Raw genomic sequence first — 17,088 nt, 5'->3', positions numbered from 1 at the left:
AAAATGGGTATTATTATTTTACAACCAATCCAGAAAAATATGTATGGACGGATTGCCAGATTGGAAGTGATTATATGAAGATTGAAAAGATAAATGACAACCAGATACGCTGTACACTCAACAAAGCTGACCTTGCCGCAAGACATTTAAAAATAAGCGAACTTGCTTATGGCAGTGACAAAGCAAAAGCTTTATTCAGAGATATGATGCAGCAGGCTTCTGCCGAATTAGGATTTGATGCCGAAGATATTCCTCTTATGATTGAGGCGATTCCTGTGTCAGCAGAATGTATTGTTCTTATAGTCACCAAAGTTGACGACCCTGAAGAACTGGATACCCGCTTTTCACGATTCTCATCTGATAGCGATGATGATAATGATTCATTTTATCCTTTCGATGACGATTTTGATGACTTTGACACTATTGAAAATATATCAGGTAACTCTCCTGCACCTACTGCTGCAGATGAACTTGATGAAGATGATAATTCTGATGATGTTGTTCTTCCCGATGCAAAGACCGCAAACGACGTCATTAATCTGTTCAGCAAAGTAAAGGAATACCTTAACAAGAATATTGAAAAAACAACTGATGACAGTTTTGTTCCGCTAAAAGATGCTATTCTGCCTGATAGTAAAGATGAATCTTCAGATAAACAGAATTCACATACGGCACAGACCGAAACCATCAAGCCTGTTATAAGAATATATTCTTTTGATAATTTTGAAAACTTTGAATCAGCTGCACATGTAGTATATCCTTTATATTCTGACAGGAATTCTTTATATAAAGATAAAAAAAATAACAGATATTACCTCGTTATTGAAAAAATCACATGCACAAGCAGTGATTTTAACAAGACATGCAATATTCTATCCGAATATGGTAATAAAGAAAATATGCCTGCAAGCAGCCTTACATTTTTTGACGAACATTATGAATGTATTATAAAAAAGCATGCTATACAGACCATTGTAAAAATATAATATAAATTTCCCGGCTGTCTGAAGCTTAATGTAAATTAAGATTCTTTACATTAAGTTATACGGCAGCCGGGTTATTTTTAGCCAACAGACTCTAAATAATCTGTTATATCTTCCATCAATGCTTCACAATCAAGTCCATGAACCATTGCTGCTTCTTCAATTGTCTCACCTGCTGATGAAGGACATCCTACGCAATGCATTCCAGCACTCATAAGAATAGGAATTATTCCGGCATCAATCTGTATAGCTTCACCAATAGTAGTGTCCTTAGTAATCTTAGCCATTGCTAAACCTCCTGATTTTATTTTTGGTACATCTAATATAATAGTAACAGACAAAAAAGTCAAGCTGTGTTATTTTTCCCATTTTACCCATTTTTCAAACATTTTTGATACTTTTTATCTTTAATAATACTCTGTTAAATTGCGTTTCAGTGTTGAATTTTTGCACATAATATCGTATAATCATGTCAACAAACATTTTAAGGAGGATTATAACTATGGCATATGTAATTAACGATGAATGTATCAGCTGTGGTGCTTGTGTATCAGGTTGTCCTGTAGAAGCAATCAGTGAAGGTGCTTCTCATATGGAAATCAATGCTGATGTATGTGTTGATTGTGGTGCTTGTGCTTCTGTCTGTCCAGTAGGCGCTCCAAATCCACAGTAGATTGTATAATACAGTTGATATTCAGCTGTGTACATACGAAAAAATCACAACGCTTAATACGTTGTGATTTTTTTATAAGTCTATGTTAGTTATATATAACCTCTGTTAGTTGTATATCTTTTTATATAATCTATACTCTCTGACCTCTGTCAAGTAAATCTGCAAATCTTGTCTGCTCCGGAATCCATGCCATTTTAACAGTTCCGATTGGACCGTTTCTTTGCTTTGCAATAATTATCTCAGCAATTCCTTTTATATCTGTATCTTTATTATAATAATCATCCCTGTAAAGAAACATTACAACATCCGCATCCTGCTCGATAGCTCCCGACTCTCTCAAATCTGAAAGCATCGGTCTGTGATCGGGTCTTTGTTCAACAGCTCGGCTAAGCTGCGAAAGTGTGACAACCGGAACATTCAACTCTCTTGCAAGAGCTTTTAAAGCTCTTGAAATATCTGAAATTTCCTGCTGTCTGTTGTCACTTCGTCTGCCGCTTCCACTCATAAGCTGAAGGTAATCAATTATGACAAGTCCGAGGTCATTTTCCATCTTATACTTTCTACACTTTGAACGCAGTTCTGAAATTGAAATACCAGGTGTATCGTCAATTATAAGATGTGACTTTGCAATACTGTCCGCACCTTCTATCAATTTGCCCCAGTCACTCGAATCAAGACGTCCTTTTCTTAATTTATCAGCATCCACTGTAGATTCAAGACTGAGCATTCTGTTTACAAGCTGGACATTTGACATTTCCAATGAAAATATTGCAGTTGTTATTCCTTGTTTTATTGCGACATTTTCTGCTACATTTAACACGAATGCCGTCTTACCCATCGAAGGTCTTGCCGCGACAAGTACAAAATCCGATGGCTGAAGTCCTGAAAGATATCCGTCCAAATCTTTAAATCCTGTCGGGACACCAGTAACCGCTCCTCTGTTTTTTGCCGCAGATGAAATTTTATCAAGTGCTTCAAGAACAACCTTATCAATAGGCTTATATTCATGGTTTCCTTTATTTTTTACAAGGTCAAATATCTTTTTTTCCGTATCCGCAAGTATATCTTCTGTTTTTTGCGTTCCGGCATAACAATCATTAGCAATTGAATCATTAACACGGATTATATTACGAAGAATTGATTTATCCTTAACTATTCCTGCATATTGACGTATATTTGCAGATGTTGGAACTGCTGCCAGCAAATCTCTTATAAATTCAAGGCTGTAAACTTCTGCGGATACATTTTTTTCCTTGAGACGTTCCTGCAATGTTACAATATCAACAGGTCTGCCCTCATTATTCATGTCAACCATGGTCTGAAACATGACACCATACTGGTTATGGTAAAAATCATCAGCCACAAGCATTTCACCGGCAGTTATAATCGCCTGCTTGTCCATAATCATGGAACCTACTACAGACTGCTCTGCCTCAAGGCTGTTTGGCATAATTCTGGTGATTGCCACATCTTCCATTACTTGCTTTCTCCTACTACGACTCTTAATTTCGCAGTTACATCCTTATGAAGCTTAACAGGTACTTCATATGTTCCAAGTGTCTTGATTGATTCCTCAAGCTTCATCTTTTTCTTATCTATATCAAGTCCCAGCTGTTCTTTTGCAGCAACAGAAATTTCTTTTGATGAAACTGCCCCAAATGTTCTTCCGCCTTCACCTGTTTTTATAGTAACTTTAACAGGCTGTGCCTCCACCTTTACTGCCAATTCCTTAGCAGCTGCGAGCTCCTCTGCTTCATGTTTTGCCTGTCTTGCTTTTTCAAGTTTTAAATCATTGAGATTCTTTGCATTTGCCTCAAGTCCGAGCTTCTTAGGCAACACATAATTTCTCGCATAACCATCATTAATCTTTACTATCTGTCCTTTTTTACCTAATGACTTAACGTCCTGTAATAAAATAACTTCCATTATATTTCTCCTTCCTGTATCATCGAATCCAATGTAACTTTTATTGTCTGGACTGCCTGGTCAACAGTACAATCCGTAAGCTGTGCACCGGCGATTGTCATATGTCCACCTCCGCCTAATTTTTCCATGACAAGCTGTACATTTACCTCATCAATAGAACGTGCACTTATATATATAATATTATTGTATGCTGTTATTACAAATGATGCTTTTATTCCTGATATGTCAAGCAGCTGGTTTGCAGCTTTTGCACCGCCTATTGTCGGACTTTCAACTCCTTCACCGTCAAATACTGTTATGGCAAATGCATCCCTGTATACTGTTGCCTTGCTTACCGCCTGTGCAACTGCCCTGTATTCTGCCATATCCGTACGAAGCATCTTTCTTACTCTTGTGACATCAGCACCATGTCTTCTAAGAAATGCTGCTGCCTCAAATGTTCTCGGACCTGACTTATTATTAAATCCATTCGTATCAATATTTATTCCGGCATACAGTGCATCTGCCTCAAAAGCCTTGATTTTAACACCATCTTCAACATATTGAATCATCTCAGTAATCATCTCAGCCGCTGATGAGGCATATGGGTCAACATATGACAAAACAGCTCCTGTAATAGGCTCGCTTGACTGTCTGTGATGGTCAAAAACAATTATTGTCTTGCATATATCAAGAAGTGCCGGACATTCGGTCATCTTAGCTTTATTAACATCAACAACTATAACTGCTGTCTGTGAATCTACATATTCCGGTGCTTCTTCTTTTAAAAGGAACATGTCTCTTGGATAATCATCATTATTAAGAAATCTATCCATAAAAGGCTTAACACTGCTTGTCACATCATTAATTACAATATGTGCTTTTTTACCAAGTCGTCTGCATATTACATATATACCAATCGCCGAACCAAATGCATCTATATCTGCAAGTTTATGTCCCATTATAAGGACCGTCTGTGTCGGTTCAAGAATCTGTCTTAATGCATGTGCTTTTACACGCACCTTTACTCTTGTATTTTTTTCCATCTGCTGGCTCTTGCCGCCATAGTAAAGTGTCTTCTCGCCATCTTTAACAACAGCCTGGTCTCCGCCTCGTCCAAGTGCAAGATCCATTGCTGATTTCGCAACATCATAATTCTTTGCATAATCACTTGCACCTGTGCCAACGCCGATACTTAATGTAAGTGTCATTTCATTGCCTATTTTTACGCTCTTAATATCTTCGAGTAAACTGAATCTGTCTGACATAAGTTTCTCTAAATATTTATATCTGAAAATAGCAAGATATTTGTCTTTTTCCATCTTTCTTACTATCGCAGAACCACACGCAAAATACTTATTAACTCTCTTATCTATAAGACCTATAAATAATGAACGTCTGACATCATCTATACTTTCAAGTGCTTCCTCATAATTATCAATATAAATAAGCCCAACAACAAAACGCTCATCCTTTATTTTCTGGATATACATGTTAATATCTGTCTCATCAAACATATACATCGCAATAAACGAATTATTCTGTTCTGTCTCAATTATATCAACCTGCTGCGTAAGTGCATCAACAGCAATCCGCTTCATCTCTACAAGATAATCCCTGCCATTATATGCAAGACGCATCTCTTTCGCATCTTCTCCTGTCGGAAATACTTCCGGCTTAATCTGTGGAAAAATGCTTTGTATATTTTTTCGGAAATCTTTCTTTTTATCAGTTTTTTCCATCATAATTCTGTTCATCCACAGAACACGTCCGTTATTGTCAAGCAGGCAATACGGAACACTGAGTTCGTATAAAAGCTGATGCTGTACCTGTGAATAATTAGAAGAGAATTCTATCATCTCATGCATAATTCCGGGTCTGAAATAAAAAATCATAATCCCGTAAACAACTGCATAAAGCATGACAAAACCCAGCATAATATTACCACAGGATGTATCTTTGACATACATAACAACAGTGACAATTAAAAGTATTATGCCTACATATAGCGGCCACATAATATATGACTTCAGTTTTCCCGACAATTTATAAATCTGATTTCTGCCCTTGCTCTTCATAATAATCTCCATCAAACAAAAACATTTTAAATTATTATACCATTTATAAATTTTATTGTAAATAACAACGTAGTGCGACACCGCATACTGCAATGATGCCAGTAAACTGTATGCACGCCGAAAATGTCACTGAAAGTGAAGAAAAGGCACAAGCTTACGCCCGTGCCTTTTCAATATTGATTTATTTTATTAATAAATCACAATTAGTTGTCTATAATATTAGATTCTTCTTTTCTTCTCTTCAAAGAAAACAACTACTCCTGCTAATAATGCCAATAACATAATACCAGCATATACAACAATCATATTAACTGAGAAATCACCTGTGTCAGGAATAACTTCCAGCTTTGTTTCTGCAATATAACCATCTGTAAAGTATGCTCTGAATGTATGCTCTCCAGCCTTTAAGCTCTTAATATAAGAAGCCTTGAATGTAATAACAGTTGAACCTTCTGTTACTGTATATTTAGACTTATCAAGAACAACATCATCAACTACAATATAATCAAATGTTGAAATATCTGCATCTATTCTCCAAACGATTTCTGTCTCTGTTCCTCTTATAACCGCTATATCAGTTGTATTACCTTTTACAGTATTATTTCCTGAAATAGAAAGTGTCTTATGAGCCTTAATTGACTCTGGAACATTAATAACACCCGAAGCTGTACCTGTCATTCTTGCACCTGCATTTGCCGGAGCCTTATCTGTAAGAACAAGAAGACCATTCATATTAATTGTATTATCTGCATTTCTTGTCACTTTGAGTGATGAATATTTATGTGTTTCATAATTCATACCTGTATCTGTTGAAACGAACCAATCAGCTTTTACAGCATCTTTTGAATTCTTAGCTGCATCTCCATCATAAAGCCAGAAATAGTTAGTATCATTATCAACTTTCTTCTTATCCTGTGTTCCAAGTAACTTAAACTGCTCTACCTGATCAAGATTCTGTGTTCTGTATGAAATAACACCATTTGTAGCAAAATCTGTATTCTTTGCTGTATTTGTATAAAGTGCAATGTTATATGATTCATTGTTAAATGTTGTACAGTTCTTAACAATTATATCCGGGCATGAGTTAGAATCAATACCTTTAGCCTTGTTATCAAATGATACACAGTTTTCAAGTACATGCTTGCCTGACATGCTGTCACCACCAAGCTTAAAACCATTACCATTACCAGCAACAGTTCCATCTTCAAGATAACCATTACCAAATGCTACTGAATTCTTAATTGTAACAGCTCCGATAGAACCTGTCTGAACCTTAGCAAATAAATCCCAACCATCATCAGCGTTGTTGTATGAAATACATCCATCAAATACAATTCCATCACCAACTGTAAGCTTAGCTGCAAATCCATCTGCATCTTCAAAACCTGCATCAGCATTGCCATACGATGTACAGTTAAGAATTAAATCATATGCAGGCCACATATCATACTCATCTGTTGTAAGATATCTGCTTATCTGAAGACCAGTATTACCGTTGTGGTATGTATTAATATTATCCATTGTACAATGCTTACCAGAAAGCTGGATACCTTTCTGTTTATCAGCTGAATTTGTTACATCAAATCCCTGGAAGTACCAATAATCACCAGCAAGTACCATACCTGCACACTTCTGCTGAAAATCAAGAACTGGTCTTGATGAAGCTTCTGGGTCAGCTACCATCTGAATTGGTAAATCTGCTGTACCATTTACTCCTCTTTCAATCTTTACTGTTTTATCAAGATAATATGTACCTTCCATAAGGACAATAGTCTGACCCGGCTGTACATATTTAACAGCATCATAAATGCTCATTGGGTCATCTTTAATACCAACACCATATTTACCAGGTGCTACATAAAGTGACTGTCCTTCAACACCATATGTTCTATAAGTTACAGTAAATGTACCTTCAATAGCTTCATATGATGACATTACCATATCCTTTTCAGGAATATAATCTGCATTAGGTGTAAATACATATGAGAATGTATTCTTACCAATATTAAGTGTTGTTGTTGCAGGCTTTGCTGCTGTATTAGCAGCTATTGGAGCATCTGTAACAATATCATTACCTTCTGAGTCTCTGATTGTAAGTGTACCATCACAGTTAGCTGTAAATCCAAATTCATACTCACTTGTACCTGTTGCACTCTTTGAATTAAATGAAGCATTAGTTACTAATTCTTCAATAGGCTTCTCCTCTGCCGGTGGATCATTAGCAGGGTCGGATGTGCTGAATGAAACATCTGAGAATGTTGCTTCTGCAAATCTTGAAGTAAAGAAACCTACATATACGTTCTCTTCATCAATCTTTGATAATGCAGAAGGATCATAATACTTCTTAGTCATTGAATATGAACCGTCAACAGACTCATATGTTACAAAGTAACCTGTATTATTCTTCTGAATAGTAAGATACATCTCTGTAATACAATTATCTAAAACATCTGAAAGTGGTTTAGATGGATCTTTCAAACAATAATTGCCAACAAGGTTACCACTGCTTGGGTATCTCTGCTCAAGCGGATACATTTTGCTTGAAAAGTCACTCTTAATTGTTGCTGTATCATTTGCTTTTATTTTTTCAATATTGTCTTTTGTTATACCACTCTTTTCCTGTGAGCCGATACCAAATGTCTGGCTTACTTTTGTTTTAGTAGTATCTGTTGTTACTTTTGATAACTCTTCATTCCAATAATATTCAACTTTTGAAGCGATTGCCATATATGAGTTATTCCAGCCCGAACCACCTAACATGTCTGTGGCCATAATACCAAAGCCTTCCTGACCATTAGTATACATCCACTGCTTAACACTTACCTTTGCTCTTAATGTAAAGTTCTGTGTTACCGGAACAGCTGTATAGTAAAAATTAAGTCCATCAAATGAAGCCGGAACAATTTTACCATTGTTTGATGATTTAGAATCAAACTTACCTTCTTTATTAAGTGAACCTGATCTTAATGTTACCTGACCATCTTCATTAAGATCCCCTGTATATGCAGCATTGCTGTCACTTGCACCATTACCATAGTTAACATATCCCCATGCTCTCTGAGCATCAGCTGTTGCTGTTCCCTTTTTAACTTCTGACTTTGAAGATATACCTGCAGGTGTTTCTCTTACAGCCTCAACTGCAAAACTATATTCATTACCAACAGTTAAACCAGAAACCGTATATGAGGTTTCTTTTGTTGAATCAACTTTATTTCCATCTACATATACATTATAAGATGATGCTTCTTTAACCGCAGACCATACTACTTCAATTTTACCATCACCTTTACTTGTAACACTGCTGATTACAGGTGTCGCAAGCGGAAGTTCAAATGCTACTTTTTTAGCCTCACATGTTTTATCTTCACAATCTTTTCTTGATGCCACAGCAACAAATGTATACTCATCAGATATCTCCGGTGCGAACACAACTTCTCCACTTGTACCTGTCGCTGCAACTGTCTCTGTCTTAACTACATTTCCCTTGCTGTCTTTCATTGAAACAACAAGTTCATCTGCACCATCGTATCCAACTGACATTGTATACGGAACAGTAATCTTTCCACCATTAACTTTAACATCACCAAGTGTTGGTGCTGCAACCTCTGCCCAATCAGCTCTTGGTGGCCTTGTTCCGCTTGTAGTCTCAGTAATATCAAATGATATAACTCTTACACCTCTTGAAGTAAACTCTTTGGCTGATACCATCTTATATGTTCCAGCTTCTAATTCATAATTTACTTCCGTTCCTGTTGTTCCCGTTACTGATATAACTGACTTGCCATCTTTAGACGCTACAGCTTCTCCCTTTGCATCTATTAATGTAAACTGCGATTCATTTGAGCCGCCTGTACTGCTTATCATAATCTTTGCTGTCGCAGTTCCTGTTACTGTAAACTCATAACCGCTCGCAGCTGATTTTGCAAGTTCTGTTGCTATTACAGTCACTGTATCTTTCTTTACTCTTTTTTGTACCGTTCCAAATACTGTAACATAATCATCTGCTACTTTACCTGAAATTGTTTCTTTGTCTTTTTCTGTTGTAAGTGTTGTTGCATCAAAATGATATTCTTTCGTAACTGTTTTAGGAGTTTCAGCAATCTCAAATGATATAACTCTTACACCTCTTGAAGTAAACTCTTTGGCTGATACCATCTTATATGTTCCAGCTTCTAATTCATAATTTACTTCCGTTCCTGTTGTTCCCGTTACTGATATAACTGATTTGCCATCTTTAGACGCTACAGTTTCTCCCTTTGCATCTATTAATGTAAACTGCGATTCATTTGAACCGCCTGTACTGCTTATAACAATCTTTGCCGTTGCAGTTCCCGTTACTGTAAACTCATAACCGCCCGCAGCTGATTTTGCAAGTTCTGTTGCTATTACAGTCAATGTATCTTTCTTTACTCTTTTTTGTACCGTTCCAAATACTGTAACATAATCATCTGCTACTTTACCTGAAATTGTCTCCTTATCTTTTTCTGTTGTAAGTGCTGTTGCATCAAAGCTATATGTCTTTGTAGCCGCTGCAACCTTGCTTGAGAAAATACCTGTCAACATAGACAATGGTAAAATTCCAACAACCATAAGCACTGCCATAAACAACGCAGTTATTCTGCGTCTTGTCATTTTTTTCATAACTCTCCTCCTTCTTTTACTAAACGGACACGCCGCTTTTGTACTAAGTATCTCATTTTTAGTGCAAAAAATCAATCCAAAACTTATGCACATTACACATTTTCTGCTTTATACACAGTTAATTTTTATTGGTTTTGTATAAAATCAACAAAAAAGAAGTATCATATTATATTTCTGTAACACTTCTTTTTGCTTTAATATAAAGTTTTATATAACATGTTTATCAAAGTATTCTTTCGCTTTCTCTTTATAAAACATTCAGATAGCCTCAATTCTTTCTTTTCCGGTTCATTCTTTGTACCGTTATAAAAAATTATATATCGTGGAACCGGCAGATTAATCTGCTTAGTTGAATAAACGTCTAGCTTATTCTTCTGAATATATCCACTATATAATTCAGCAAAATATATCAACCCTCTGACGGGCATATTCGGATTATAGGAGCTCTGGTGTTCATAAAGATTCATCTGATGTCCGAACAAAAATGAGACATCATTTTTATAAGAAAGATATACTATATCTTCAAGAGTTGTTATTTCCAAAGAATCCATATTAATATATTTTTATGGTTAAAAAAAGGATTACACCGGCGAACCAATGTAATCCTTCAATCATCTTAAAATTATTGCTTATTCTACTGTATATGGAAGTAAAGCAATATGACGAGCTCTCTTTACAGCTACTGTAAGGGCTCTCTGGTGCTTTGCACAGTTACCTGTAATTCTTCTAGGAAGAATCTTTCCTCTTTCAGAAACATACTTCTTTAATAAAGCAACATCTTTATAATCTAATGCCTTGTTTGCATCAGCACAAAATGCACATACTTTCTTTCTTCTGCGCATTGGTCTTCTTCTCATCTGACCTTCTGGTCTCTCAGCCTTCTTTTCTGGCATATCAGTTACCTCCTGTTTTAATTAAAAGGCAAACCCTCATCCTCTACGCCATCCGGAATATTCATAAAGCCATCACCCGCAGGTGCTGCCGGATTACTTCTTGATGGTGTATACGCAGCTTCGCTGCTTGCTGCTGAAGCTTTGCTCTCTGCGAATTCCTGGTCGTCAACGACCACATCAGTCGTGTAAACTCTCTGTCCGTCCTTATTTGTGTAACTTCCTGTCTGAATTCTTCCGCTCACAACAACCTTAGTTCCCTGATGAAGATACTTCTCAGCGAATTCTGCTGAACGAGCGAATGCAACACAGCTGATAAAATCTGCTGTTTGCTCATTACCGGATTCATTACCTCTTGTACGTCTTCTGTCTACTGCTAATGTATATCTTGCTACTGCCATAGAACCTTCACCGCCCTGTGAATAACGGACATCAGGATCTCTTGTCAGTCTTCCCATTAAAATCACTCTGTTCATACTTATTCTCCTCTTCTATAAAAGAGTTGTTAAGCCAAACGCGAACTAATTATTCTCCATCTTTAACGATTAAGAATCTGATTACGTTCTCCATGATACGAATTCTGCTCTCAACTTCTGCTGGGCAAGTTGCTTCTGCCTCAAACTTAATGAAGTTGTAGAAACCTTCGCTCATCTTCTGGATATCGTAAGCAAGCTTCTTCTTCTCGCATGTGCCTGGATCTGTGATTGTACCGCCAAAACGAGTAATTAATTCCTTAACCTGCTCGATTGTAGCATTTCTCACTTCATCCTCGACGTTTGCACTTACAACTAATGCTAATTCATACTTATTCATTCTACGTCGCACCTCCTTCTGGTCTCTGGCCCTTTCTTATTCACAGTGAAAGAGCAAGGAAAAATATATATCACAAGGTCAAATTCTATCATAAAAAGGACTCAATTACAAGCCTTTTTTAAATTTTTTGTATTTTTTTCTACCATTGTGCGTGATACCATTATTTCATGTCCGCACCCTGTGCACTTTAACTTAAAATCAGCACCAACACGCAATATTTGCCATTCTGTACTGCCACACGGATGTTTTTTTTTGAGCTGGACAATATCTCCGACTTCGTAAATATATTTCATAAATACTCCATTTCTGCCTATTTAACAATCTTTTAAATTTGGGAAAAAACATTTCCCAACGCATCATGTATCAGCAAATCAGCACGTCTGTCATATGGAGTTTCTGATTTATTGATAAGTACAAGTTTATTTCCATTGTAATAATCAATCAGTCCGGCTGCCGGATATACACCAAGCGATGTTCCTCCAACTATCAACACATCAGCTTCTTTTATAAGTTTTACGGCTTCCTGTATATTTTTTTCATCAAGACCTTCCTCATACAATACGACATCCGGCTTTATTCTTCCGCCACAGCTGCATTTCGGAACTCCTTTTGAATTAATAATTGCATCAAATCCATAAAACTTTCCACATCTTTCACAATAATTGCGAAGCACACTGCCATGAAGTTCAATGACATGACTGCTTCCTGCCTTTTGATGAAGTCCATCAATATTCTGTGTTATGACACCTTTAAGCTTTCTGGATTTTTCAAGCTCTGCCAGCTTAATATGTGTTGTTGACGGTTCAGCATCAGGAAATAACATTTTATTTCTGTAAAACTCAAAAAACTCTTCCGGCTTTCTTATATAAAAGCTGTGACTAAGAATTGTCTCCGGCGGATATTTATACTTCTGATTATATAATCCATCAACACTTCTAAAATCAGGAATTCCACTTTCTGTTGAAACACCTGCTCCACCAAAAAATACAATATTATCTGAATTTTTTATCCATTTAACAAATTCTTCTACATTATTTTCCATGACATGCCTCCAATAGCCATTATTCTTCAACAACTAATCCAAGCACAAAACATCCGTTACTATCAAGAAAATCCACTTTTGATTCTGCAGACATTTCACTGTAATCTGACTGTTTAAGTAAAATTACAGATGCATCACATTTTGCTGCAATATCATAATTATCACCTGTATGCACAATTACATAATCATACTGCTCAACAAGACAATCCCTGAAATCTGAAAACTCACTGTCCAAAATGTCTGCCTTGTCAAACTCCTGAGTTTCACCAGTAAATATAATATCAAGGTTCTTTCGGTTTGTCTTGCACACAAGGTCATGGATTGCTTCATCTTCCTGAAAATAATCTGTAAATCCTTTAAGATTCTTTCCAAGCTTATATTTTGCAAGAAATATTTCTTCTGAAACATCGGCATCAACAAAGATAACTTTTTTACCTTTTTCGTGAATTACAGATGCAAGTTTAAATGCCATCAATGGCTCTCCGTGGGTTGCTATTATTCTATAATTTTTATCACATTCTTTAATAATTGCATCCACTGTATCACTATAACTGTGATGTTCTGATTCTGTCATTCCCGTAAGTTTATCAACATTTACACTAAACATCCAAACACCACCTTTACTTTTTAATAAAACCAATTACTTTTGAACTTGATTTACGCACATTGCCAGCCTGCACAATCTCAGGTTCAGGCAAATCATTTATAACATCAGCATCAATTGCTTCATCCTCAGAAGCAGTTTCCTTCTCATACTCATTTTCATCTTCTGAATCTTTGACAACTTCATACTCTGCTATCGCTTCTTCACCAACATTATCTTCTGTAATATCAGTTTCTGCCACATCATCTTCTCCCGATTTCACATCCTCAGCCATATCTTTTATGTCTGCATCAGGCTCTGATTCTTCAGTAATTTCATCTTCTGTATCTACATCAGCAAGTATATCATCCTCCAGCTGGGCATCATCCTGAATTTCTTCTGATATTTTTCCATTTATCTTATCATCAGACACCATTTCTTTTGTAATCACATCGCTGTATGATACTTCTTTTATAGCATCATCGACAACTTCTTTGGTAACAGCCGCATCCATAATTGCCCTGTTTACGGCATCCTGTGCATATGTATCCATTTCTGATTTGGCAGAATATTTTCCAAATCTTCTCTCATATTCTGTCTCATCATCAGAATTATCCTCTTCCTGTTTAAATGCACCAATTGCAAATACAACTATAAGCTCTATAAATAAACAGATGGCAGCTGCAATGCCCGCAATAACCGCTGTATTTCTATAAAGTCCCGGCTTAAATGAGTTATTGCTCTCATCACCGTATTCAAGAACCTGTATAGATGATACAGGCACAATACTTGTTGTTTTTAATGCATTTTTTGCAACAGCATCTACATATGTTTTTGCTGTTGATTGGTCAGGATTTGTACATATAAGTTCAATAATATTACTGTCAGGTACAGCTTTAACTGTAAGATAAGATGCAATATCTTCTGATGTACCTGCAGTTTTCTGTGCTGCTGAAATAACAACATCACTCTTAAATACAATTGCAAAATCATTTTTTAAAGCTCCATTTTGGGCTCTCAGTGAAGCTTCATTGTCAGCCCCCGGCGTCACAACAAGTTTTGCTGTTGATGTATACATCGGTGTGATTGTGCTATTTTCAAATATATATCCTGCAATTGCAGATATTATCGCCACAATAATTAAAATAAGTGCACATCTCGAAAATTTTTTCATAAGCCTTTCAAATCTCCTTTAGTTGTATAACTTTTCAGGATATTTTCCTTCTGATATAAGCTTTCTGATTGACTCAACAACAACCGGTTTATCTTCTTTGTATGTTACGCCAAACCATTTATCATTTGTCTCAAGGACTGAAACATTTGCTTTTCCATCTTTAATAAGCTGGTCAACAACTGATGGAAGGAGATATTCACTCTTAATATCACCATCCTTTAATCCACCAAGAAATTCCTTAAAACCTTTCTCAAGTTCATCAAGAAAATCAGGTGTAAATCCCCACATATTCATTGAAACATGGCTTGCAGGATTGATTACAACAACATTTCCATCCTTATCCTCTGCCGCTGCTCCGTCTGCTGTCTTAACAATTCCTCCGGTTTCATTTACACCTGTAAGATGTCCCTCTTTATCCATTACGCAGACACCTCTTGTGACAGCTCCATTATCACTGAGAGTATTTCCAAGAATAAAACCTGCCATGCAGAATTCATATTTTCCTGAATCAGCTTTATCTGATACAAGATAATCATGAATAAGCTTAAATGCAGTCTTTCCATAGTAATCATCTGCATTAATTACAAGAAATGGCTCATTTACAACGCCCTTGCATGCAAGTATTGCCTGACCTGTACCCCAAGGTTTTGTTCTGTCAGCAGGTGCCTCAAATCCTTCCGGCAAATCATCAAGTTCCTGAAAAACATATTCGACAGGAATTACTTTCTCTATTCTGTTTCCAATTACTTCTTTAAATGTCTCAAATAAATCTTTTCTTGTAACAAATACTACCTTATTAAAACCAGCTTCCATTGCATCATAAATGGAATAATCCATTATAATCTCACCATTTGGTCCCATTGGCTCAAGCTGCTTGATTCCATCTCCAAAACGGCTTCCCATTCCGGCTGCCATAATAACTAATGTAGTTGATTTCATACCTTAAATTCTCCTCTGACTCTTTTTGTTTTATATTATCAATCCTGTTGTGGATAGTAATACCATCTTATAGCTGTAATCTTTCTATTCTGGTCTACATCAAATGCAATCTGTGCAAAATCATCATCTACTGTAGCTGTGCCATTTTTATATGGCGGTTCAAAATATGTCATCTCAACAATATATGATTCCGCTGCTTCTAATGATGTATTTCCATTAAGATTTATAAGACCATATTCTACTTTCCCTTTTGGTTTTACTGTATCTAATGAATCAATTGTATAGCTTCCATATAATAATTTGCCAAAAAGTACGGACTTATCCTGCGAATAATAATTTTTATTCATGCAGTCTGAATCTCTGTAATAAGCCTTTAATATATCGTCAAGTGTATTTCCAACCCTCAATCCTCTTGAAAATAAATCTTCATCTCTCACGCTTGCAGCTGCTGTCAAAATATATTCATCTCCAATTTTAGAAAATACAAGCGTCAAATCATTATAAGAATAGATTCTTTCTGAAACATCCGTCTGAGTTTTATCCTTTTCCTGTGAATCATAAACAACGGATGGCTCACCTAATAGTACTTTTACCTGTGATTCCGTCATTTTGTAATGAACAGCTCCAACCGTAAGGTCGTCATATGAAAACTTCTTCGCACTGCTCTGACCTAATGTCTCATATTCTTTCACTGCCTCTGTTATCTCTTCACCATCAGGTGTTATAACTGCCTCTGTCTTTCTTCCACATCCGACAATACCAACTGCGATAAATGCACCGCATAATACGGCTGCTGTCAGACGTATACACTTTCTATTAATTTTTCTATACTTTCTCATATTATACCTTTTTTAATATATATACATAGTTTATGTTTCTGATATTATAACACATACCTTAAAATAATTAAACAAAAACACTATAATTTCATAATAACATAAACGTAAAAAAGCTGAAACCCTAATAGGATTCCAGCTTTTCAATAGAGGCGACAATCAGATTCGAACTGATGATCAGGGAGTTGCAGTCCCACGCCTTACCACTTGGCTATGTCGCCATATCTTATTGTATTCATAAATAAGAACAAAAATGACTCCAAGGGGATTTGAACCCCTGTTACCGCCGTGAAAGGGCGGTGTCTTAACCGCTTGACCATGGAGCCTTATTAAATTAAAGGACAACCAAAGGTCCCTATCACTATATTCTTATAATTATAAACTCCCCGAGTAGGACTCGAACCTACGACAGCGCGGTTAACAGCCGCGTGCTCTACCGACTGAGCTATCGAGGAAAATTTCCTTGAAGAATTGCTCCTTCAAAACTGCACATTAAATATATCATCTCACATCTTTTTTGTAAAGTTTTTT

Annotated in this window: 16 protein-coding genes and 3 tRNA genes; 2 read left to right on the top strand and 17 right to left on the bottom strand. The window is 36.3% G+C overall.

The features are described from left to right. Nucleotides 1-74 precede the first annotated feature (74 nt). On the top strand, nt 75-986 hold the full coding sequence (locus WMO38_RS08615) for an adaptor protein MecA (RefSeq protein ID WP_349162254.1): 912 nt from the start codon (nt 75-77) through the stop codon (nt 984-986). Nucleotides 987-1,063: 77 nt separating this feature from the next. Here WMO38_RS08615 and WMO38_RS08610 read toward each other — a convergent pair whose 3' ends face one another. Next, nucleotides 1,064-1,270 carry a DUF1858 domain-containing protein gene (locus tag WMO38_RS08610; protein WP_021865228.1) on the bottom strand — a complete coding sequence of 69 codons (207 nt, stop codon included), beginning with the start codon at nt 1,268-1,270 and terminating at the stop codon, nt 1,064-1,066. Nucleotides 1,271-1,485: 215 nt separating this feature from the next. On the opposite strand from WMO38_RS08610, the gene fdxA reads away from it, so the two are divergent. Continuing rightward, nucleotides 1,486-1,656: a 4Fe-4S ferredoxin gene (gene fdxA / locus WMO38_RS08605; RefSeq protein ID WP_021865227.1), complete on the top strand. Its 171-nt coding sequence runs from the start codon at nt 1,486-1,488 to the stop codon at nt 1,654-1,656. 130 nt (nt 1,657-1,786) lie between these two features. Here the strand turns inward: fdxA and dnaB are convergent, their stop codons facing one another. From dnaB to WMO38_RS08525, 16 genes are all read right to left on the bottom strand, one after another. Beyond that, complete coding sequence (dnaB, locus tag WMO38_RS08600) at nt 1,787-3,133, bottom strand: replicative DNA helicase (RefSeq protein ID WP_021865226.1); 1,347 nt, start codon at nt 3,131-3,133, stop codon at nt 1,787-1,789. After that, nucleotides 3,133-3,582 carry a 50S ribosomal protein L9 gene (rplI, locus tag WMO38_RS08595; RefSeq protein ID WP_021865225.1) on the bottom strand — a complete coding sequence of 150 codons (450 nt, stop codon included), beginning with the start codon at nt 3,580-3,582 and terminating at the stop codon, nt 3,133-3,135. Before rplI ends, dnaB begins: the two co-directional genes overlap by 1 nt. Then, the gene (locus tag WMO38_RS08590; protein WP_349162252.1) at nt 3,582-5,639 is read right to left on the bottom strand and encodes a DHH family phosphoesterase; all 2,058 of its coding nucleotides are present in this window, start codon (nt 5,637-5,639) and stop codon (nt 3,582-3,584) included. The genes rplI and WMO38_RS08590 overlap by 1 nt, the downstream gene beginning before the upstream one ends. Before the next feature lie 219 nt (nt 5,640-5,858). After that, a complete protein-coding gene (locus tag WMO38_RS08585) occupies nt 5,859-10,280 on the bottom strand; it encodes a right-handed parallel beta-helix repeat-containing protein (RefSeq protein WP_349162251.1) in 4,422 nt (1,473 codons plus the stop codon). 629 nt (nt 10,281-10,909) lie between these two features. Continuing rightward, on the bottom strand, nt 10,910-11,173 hold the full coding sequence (gene rpsR, locus WMO38_RS08580; protein ID WP_021865264.1) for a 30S ribosomal protein S18: 264 nt from the start codon (nt 11,171-11,173) through the stop codon (nt 10,910-10,912). Nucleotides 11,174-11,190: 17 nt separating this feature from the next. Then, nucleotides 11,191-11,646 carry a single-stranded DNA-binding protein gene (locus WMO38_RS08575; protein WP_349162250.1) on the bottom strand — a complete coding sequence of 152 codons (456 nt, stop codon included), beginning with the start codon at nt 11,644-11,646 and terminating at the stop codon, nt 11,191-11,193. A gap of 49 nt (nt 11,647-11,695) precedes the next feature. Then, nucleotides 11,696-11,983 carry a 30S ribosomal protein S6 gene (gene rpsF, locus WMO38_RS08570; protein WP_021865262.1) on the bottom strand — a complete coding sequence of 96 codons (288 nt, stop codon included), beginning with the start codon at nt 11,981-11,983 and terminating at the stop codon, nt 11,696-11,698. A 101-nt stretch (nt 11,984-12,084) separates the two neighbouring features. Beyond that, nucleotides 12,085-12,276 carry a DUF951 domain-containing protein gene (locus tag WMO38_RS08565; protein ID WP_021865261.1) on the bottom strand — a complete coding sequence of 64 codons (192 nt, stop codon included), beginning with the start codon at nt 12,274-12,276 and terminating at the stop codon, nt 12,085-12,087. A 32-nt stretch (nt 12,277-12,308) separates the two neighbouring features. Then, nucleotides 12,309-13,025 carry an NAD-dependent protein deacylase gene (locus WMO38_RS08560; protein WP_349162248.1) on the bottom strand — a complete coding sequence of 239 codons (717 nt, stop codon included), beginning with the start codon at nt 13,023-13,025 and terminating at the stop codon, nt 12,309-12,311. Between the two features lie 19 nt (nt 13,026-13,044). Beyond that, nucleotides 13,045-13,632, bottom strand: a complete 588-nt coding sequence (locus WMO38_RS08555) for a P-loop NTPase family protein (RefSeq protein ID WP_021865259.1) — start codon at nt 13,630-13,632, stop codon at nt 13,045-13,047. Between the two features lie 13 nt (nt 13,633-13,645). After that, nucleotides 13,646-14,782, bottom strand: coding sequence for a hypothetical protein (locus WMO38_RS08550; RefSeq protein ID WP_349162246.1), 1,137 nt, complete (start codon nt 14,780-14,782; stop codon nt 13,646-13,648). A gap of 18 nt (nt 14,783-14,800) precedes the next feature. Next, nucleotides 14,801-15,721 (bottom strand): nucleotidyltransferase family protein, encoded by a 921-nt coding sequence (locus tag WMO38_RS08545; protein WP_349162244.1) that lies wholly within the window; start codon nt 15,719-15,721, stop codon nt 14,801-14,803. Nucleotides 15,722-15,759: 38 nt separating this feature from the next. Beyond that, nucleotides 15,760-16,560: a hypothetical protein gene (locus WMO38_RS08540; protein ID WP_349162242.1), complete on the bottom strand. Its 801-nt coding sequence runs from the start codon at nt 16,558-16,560 to the stop codon at nt 15,760-15,762. A 147-nt stretch (nt 16,561-16,707) separates the two neighbouring features. Beyond that, nucleotides 16,708-16,778, bottom strand: a tRNA-Cys gene (locus tag WMO38_RS08535). 33 nt (nt 16,779-16,811) lie between these two features. Further along, nucleotides 16,812-16,883 (bottom strand) — tRNA-Glu (locus WMO38_RS08530). A 56-nt stretch (nt 16,884-16,939) separates the two neighbouring features. Further along, nucleotides 16,940-17,012 (bottom strand) — tRNA-Asn (locus WMO38_RS08525). Nucleotides 17,013-17,088 lie beyond the last annotated feature (76 nt).

The organism is Lachnospira hominis (ex Hitch et al. 2025) (assembly GCF_040096395.1).
Lineage (GTDB): Bacteria > Bacillota > Clostridia > Lachnospirales > Lachnospiraceae > Lachnospira > Lachnospira hominis.
The sequence above is the reverse complement of the archived record's forward strand: the minus strand, read 5'-3'. Positions and strand labels throughout refer to the sequence as shown.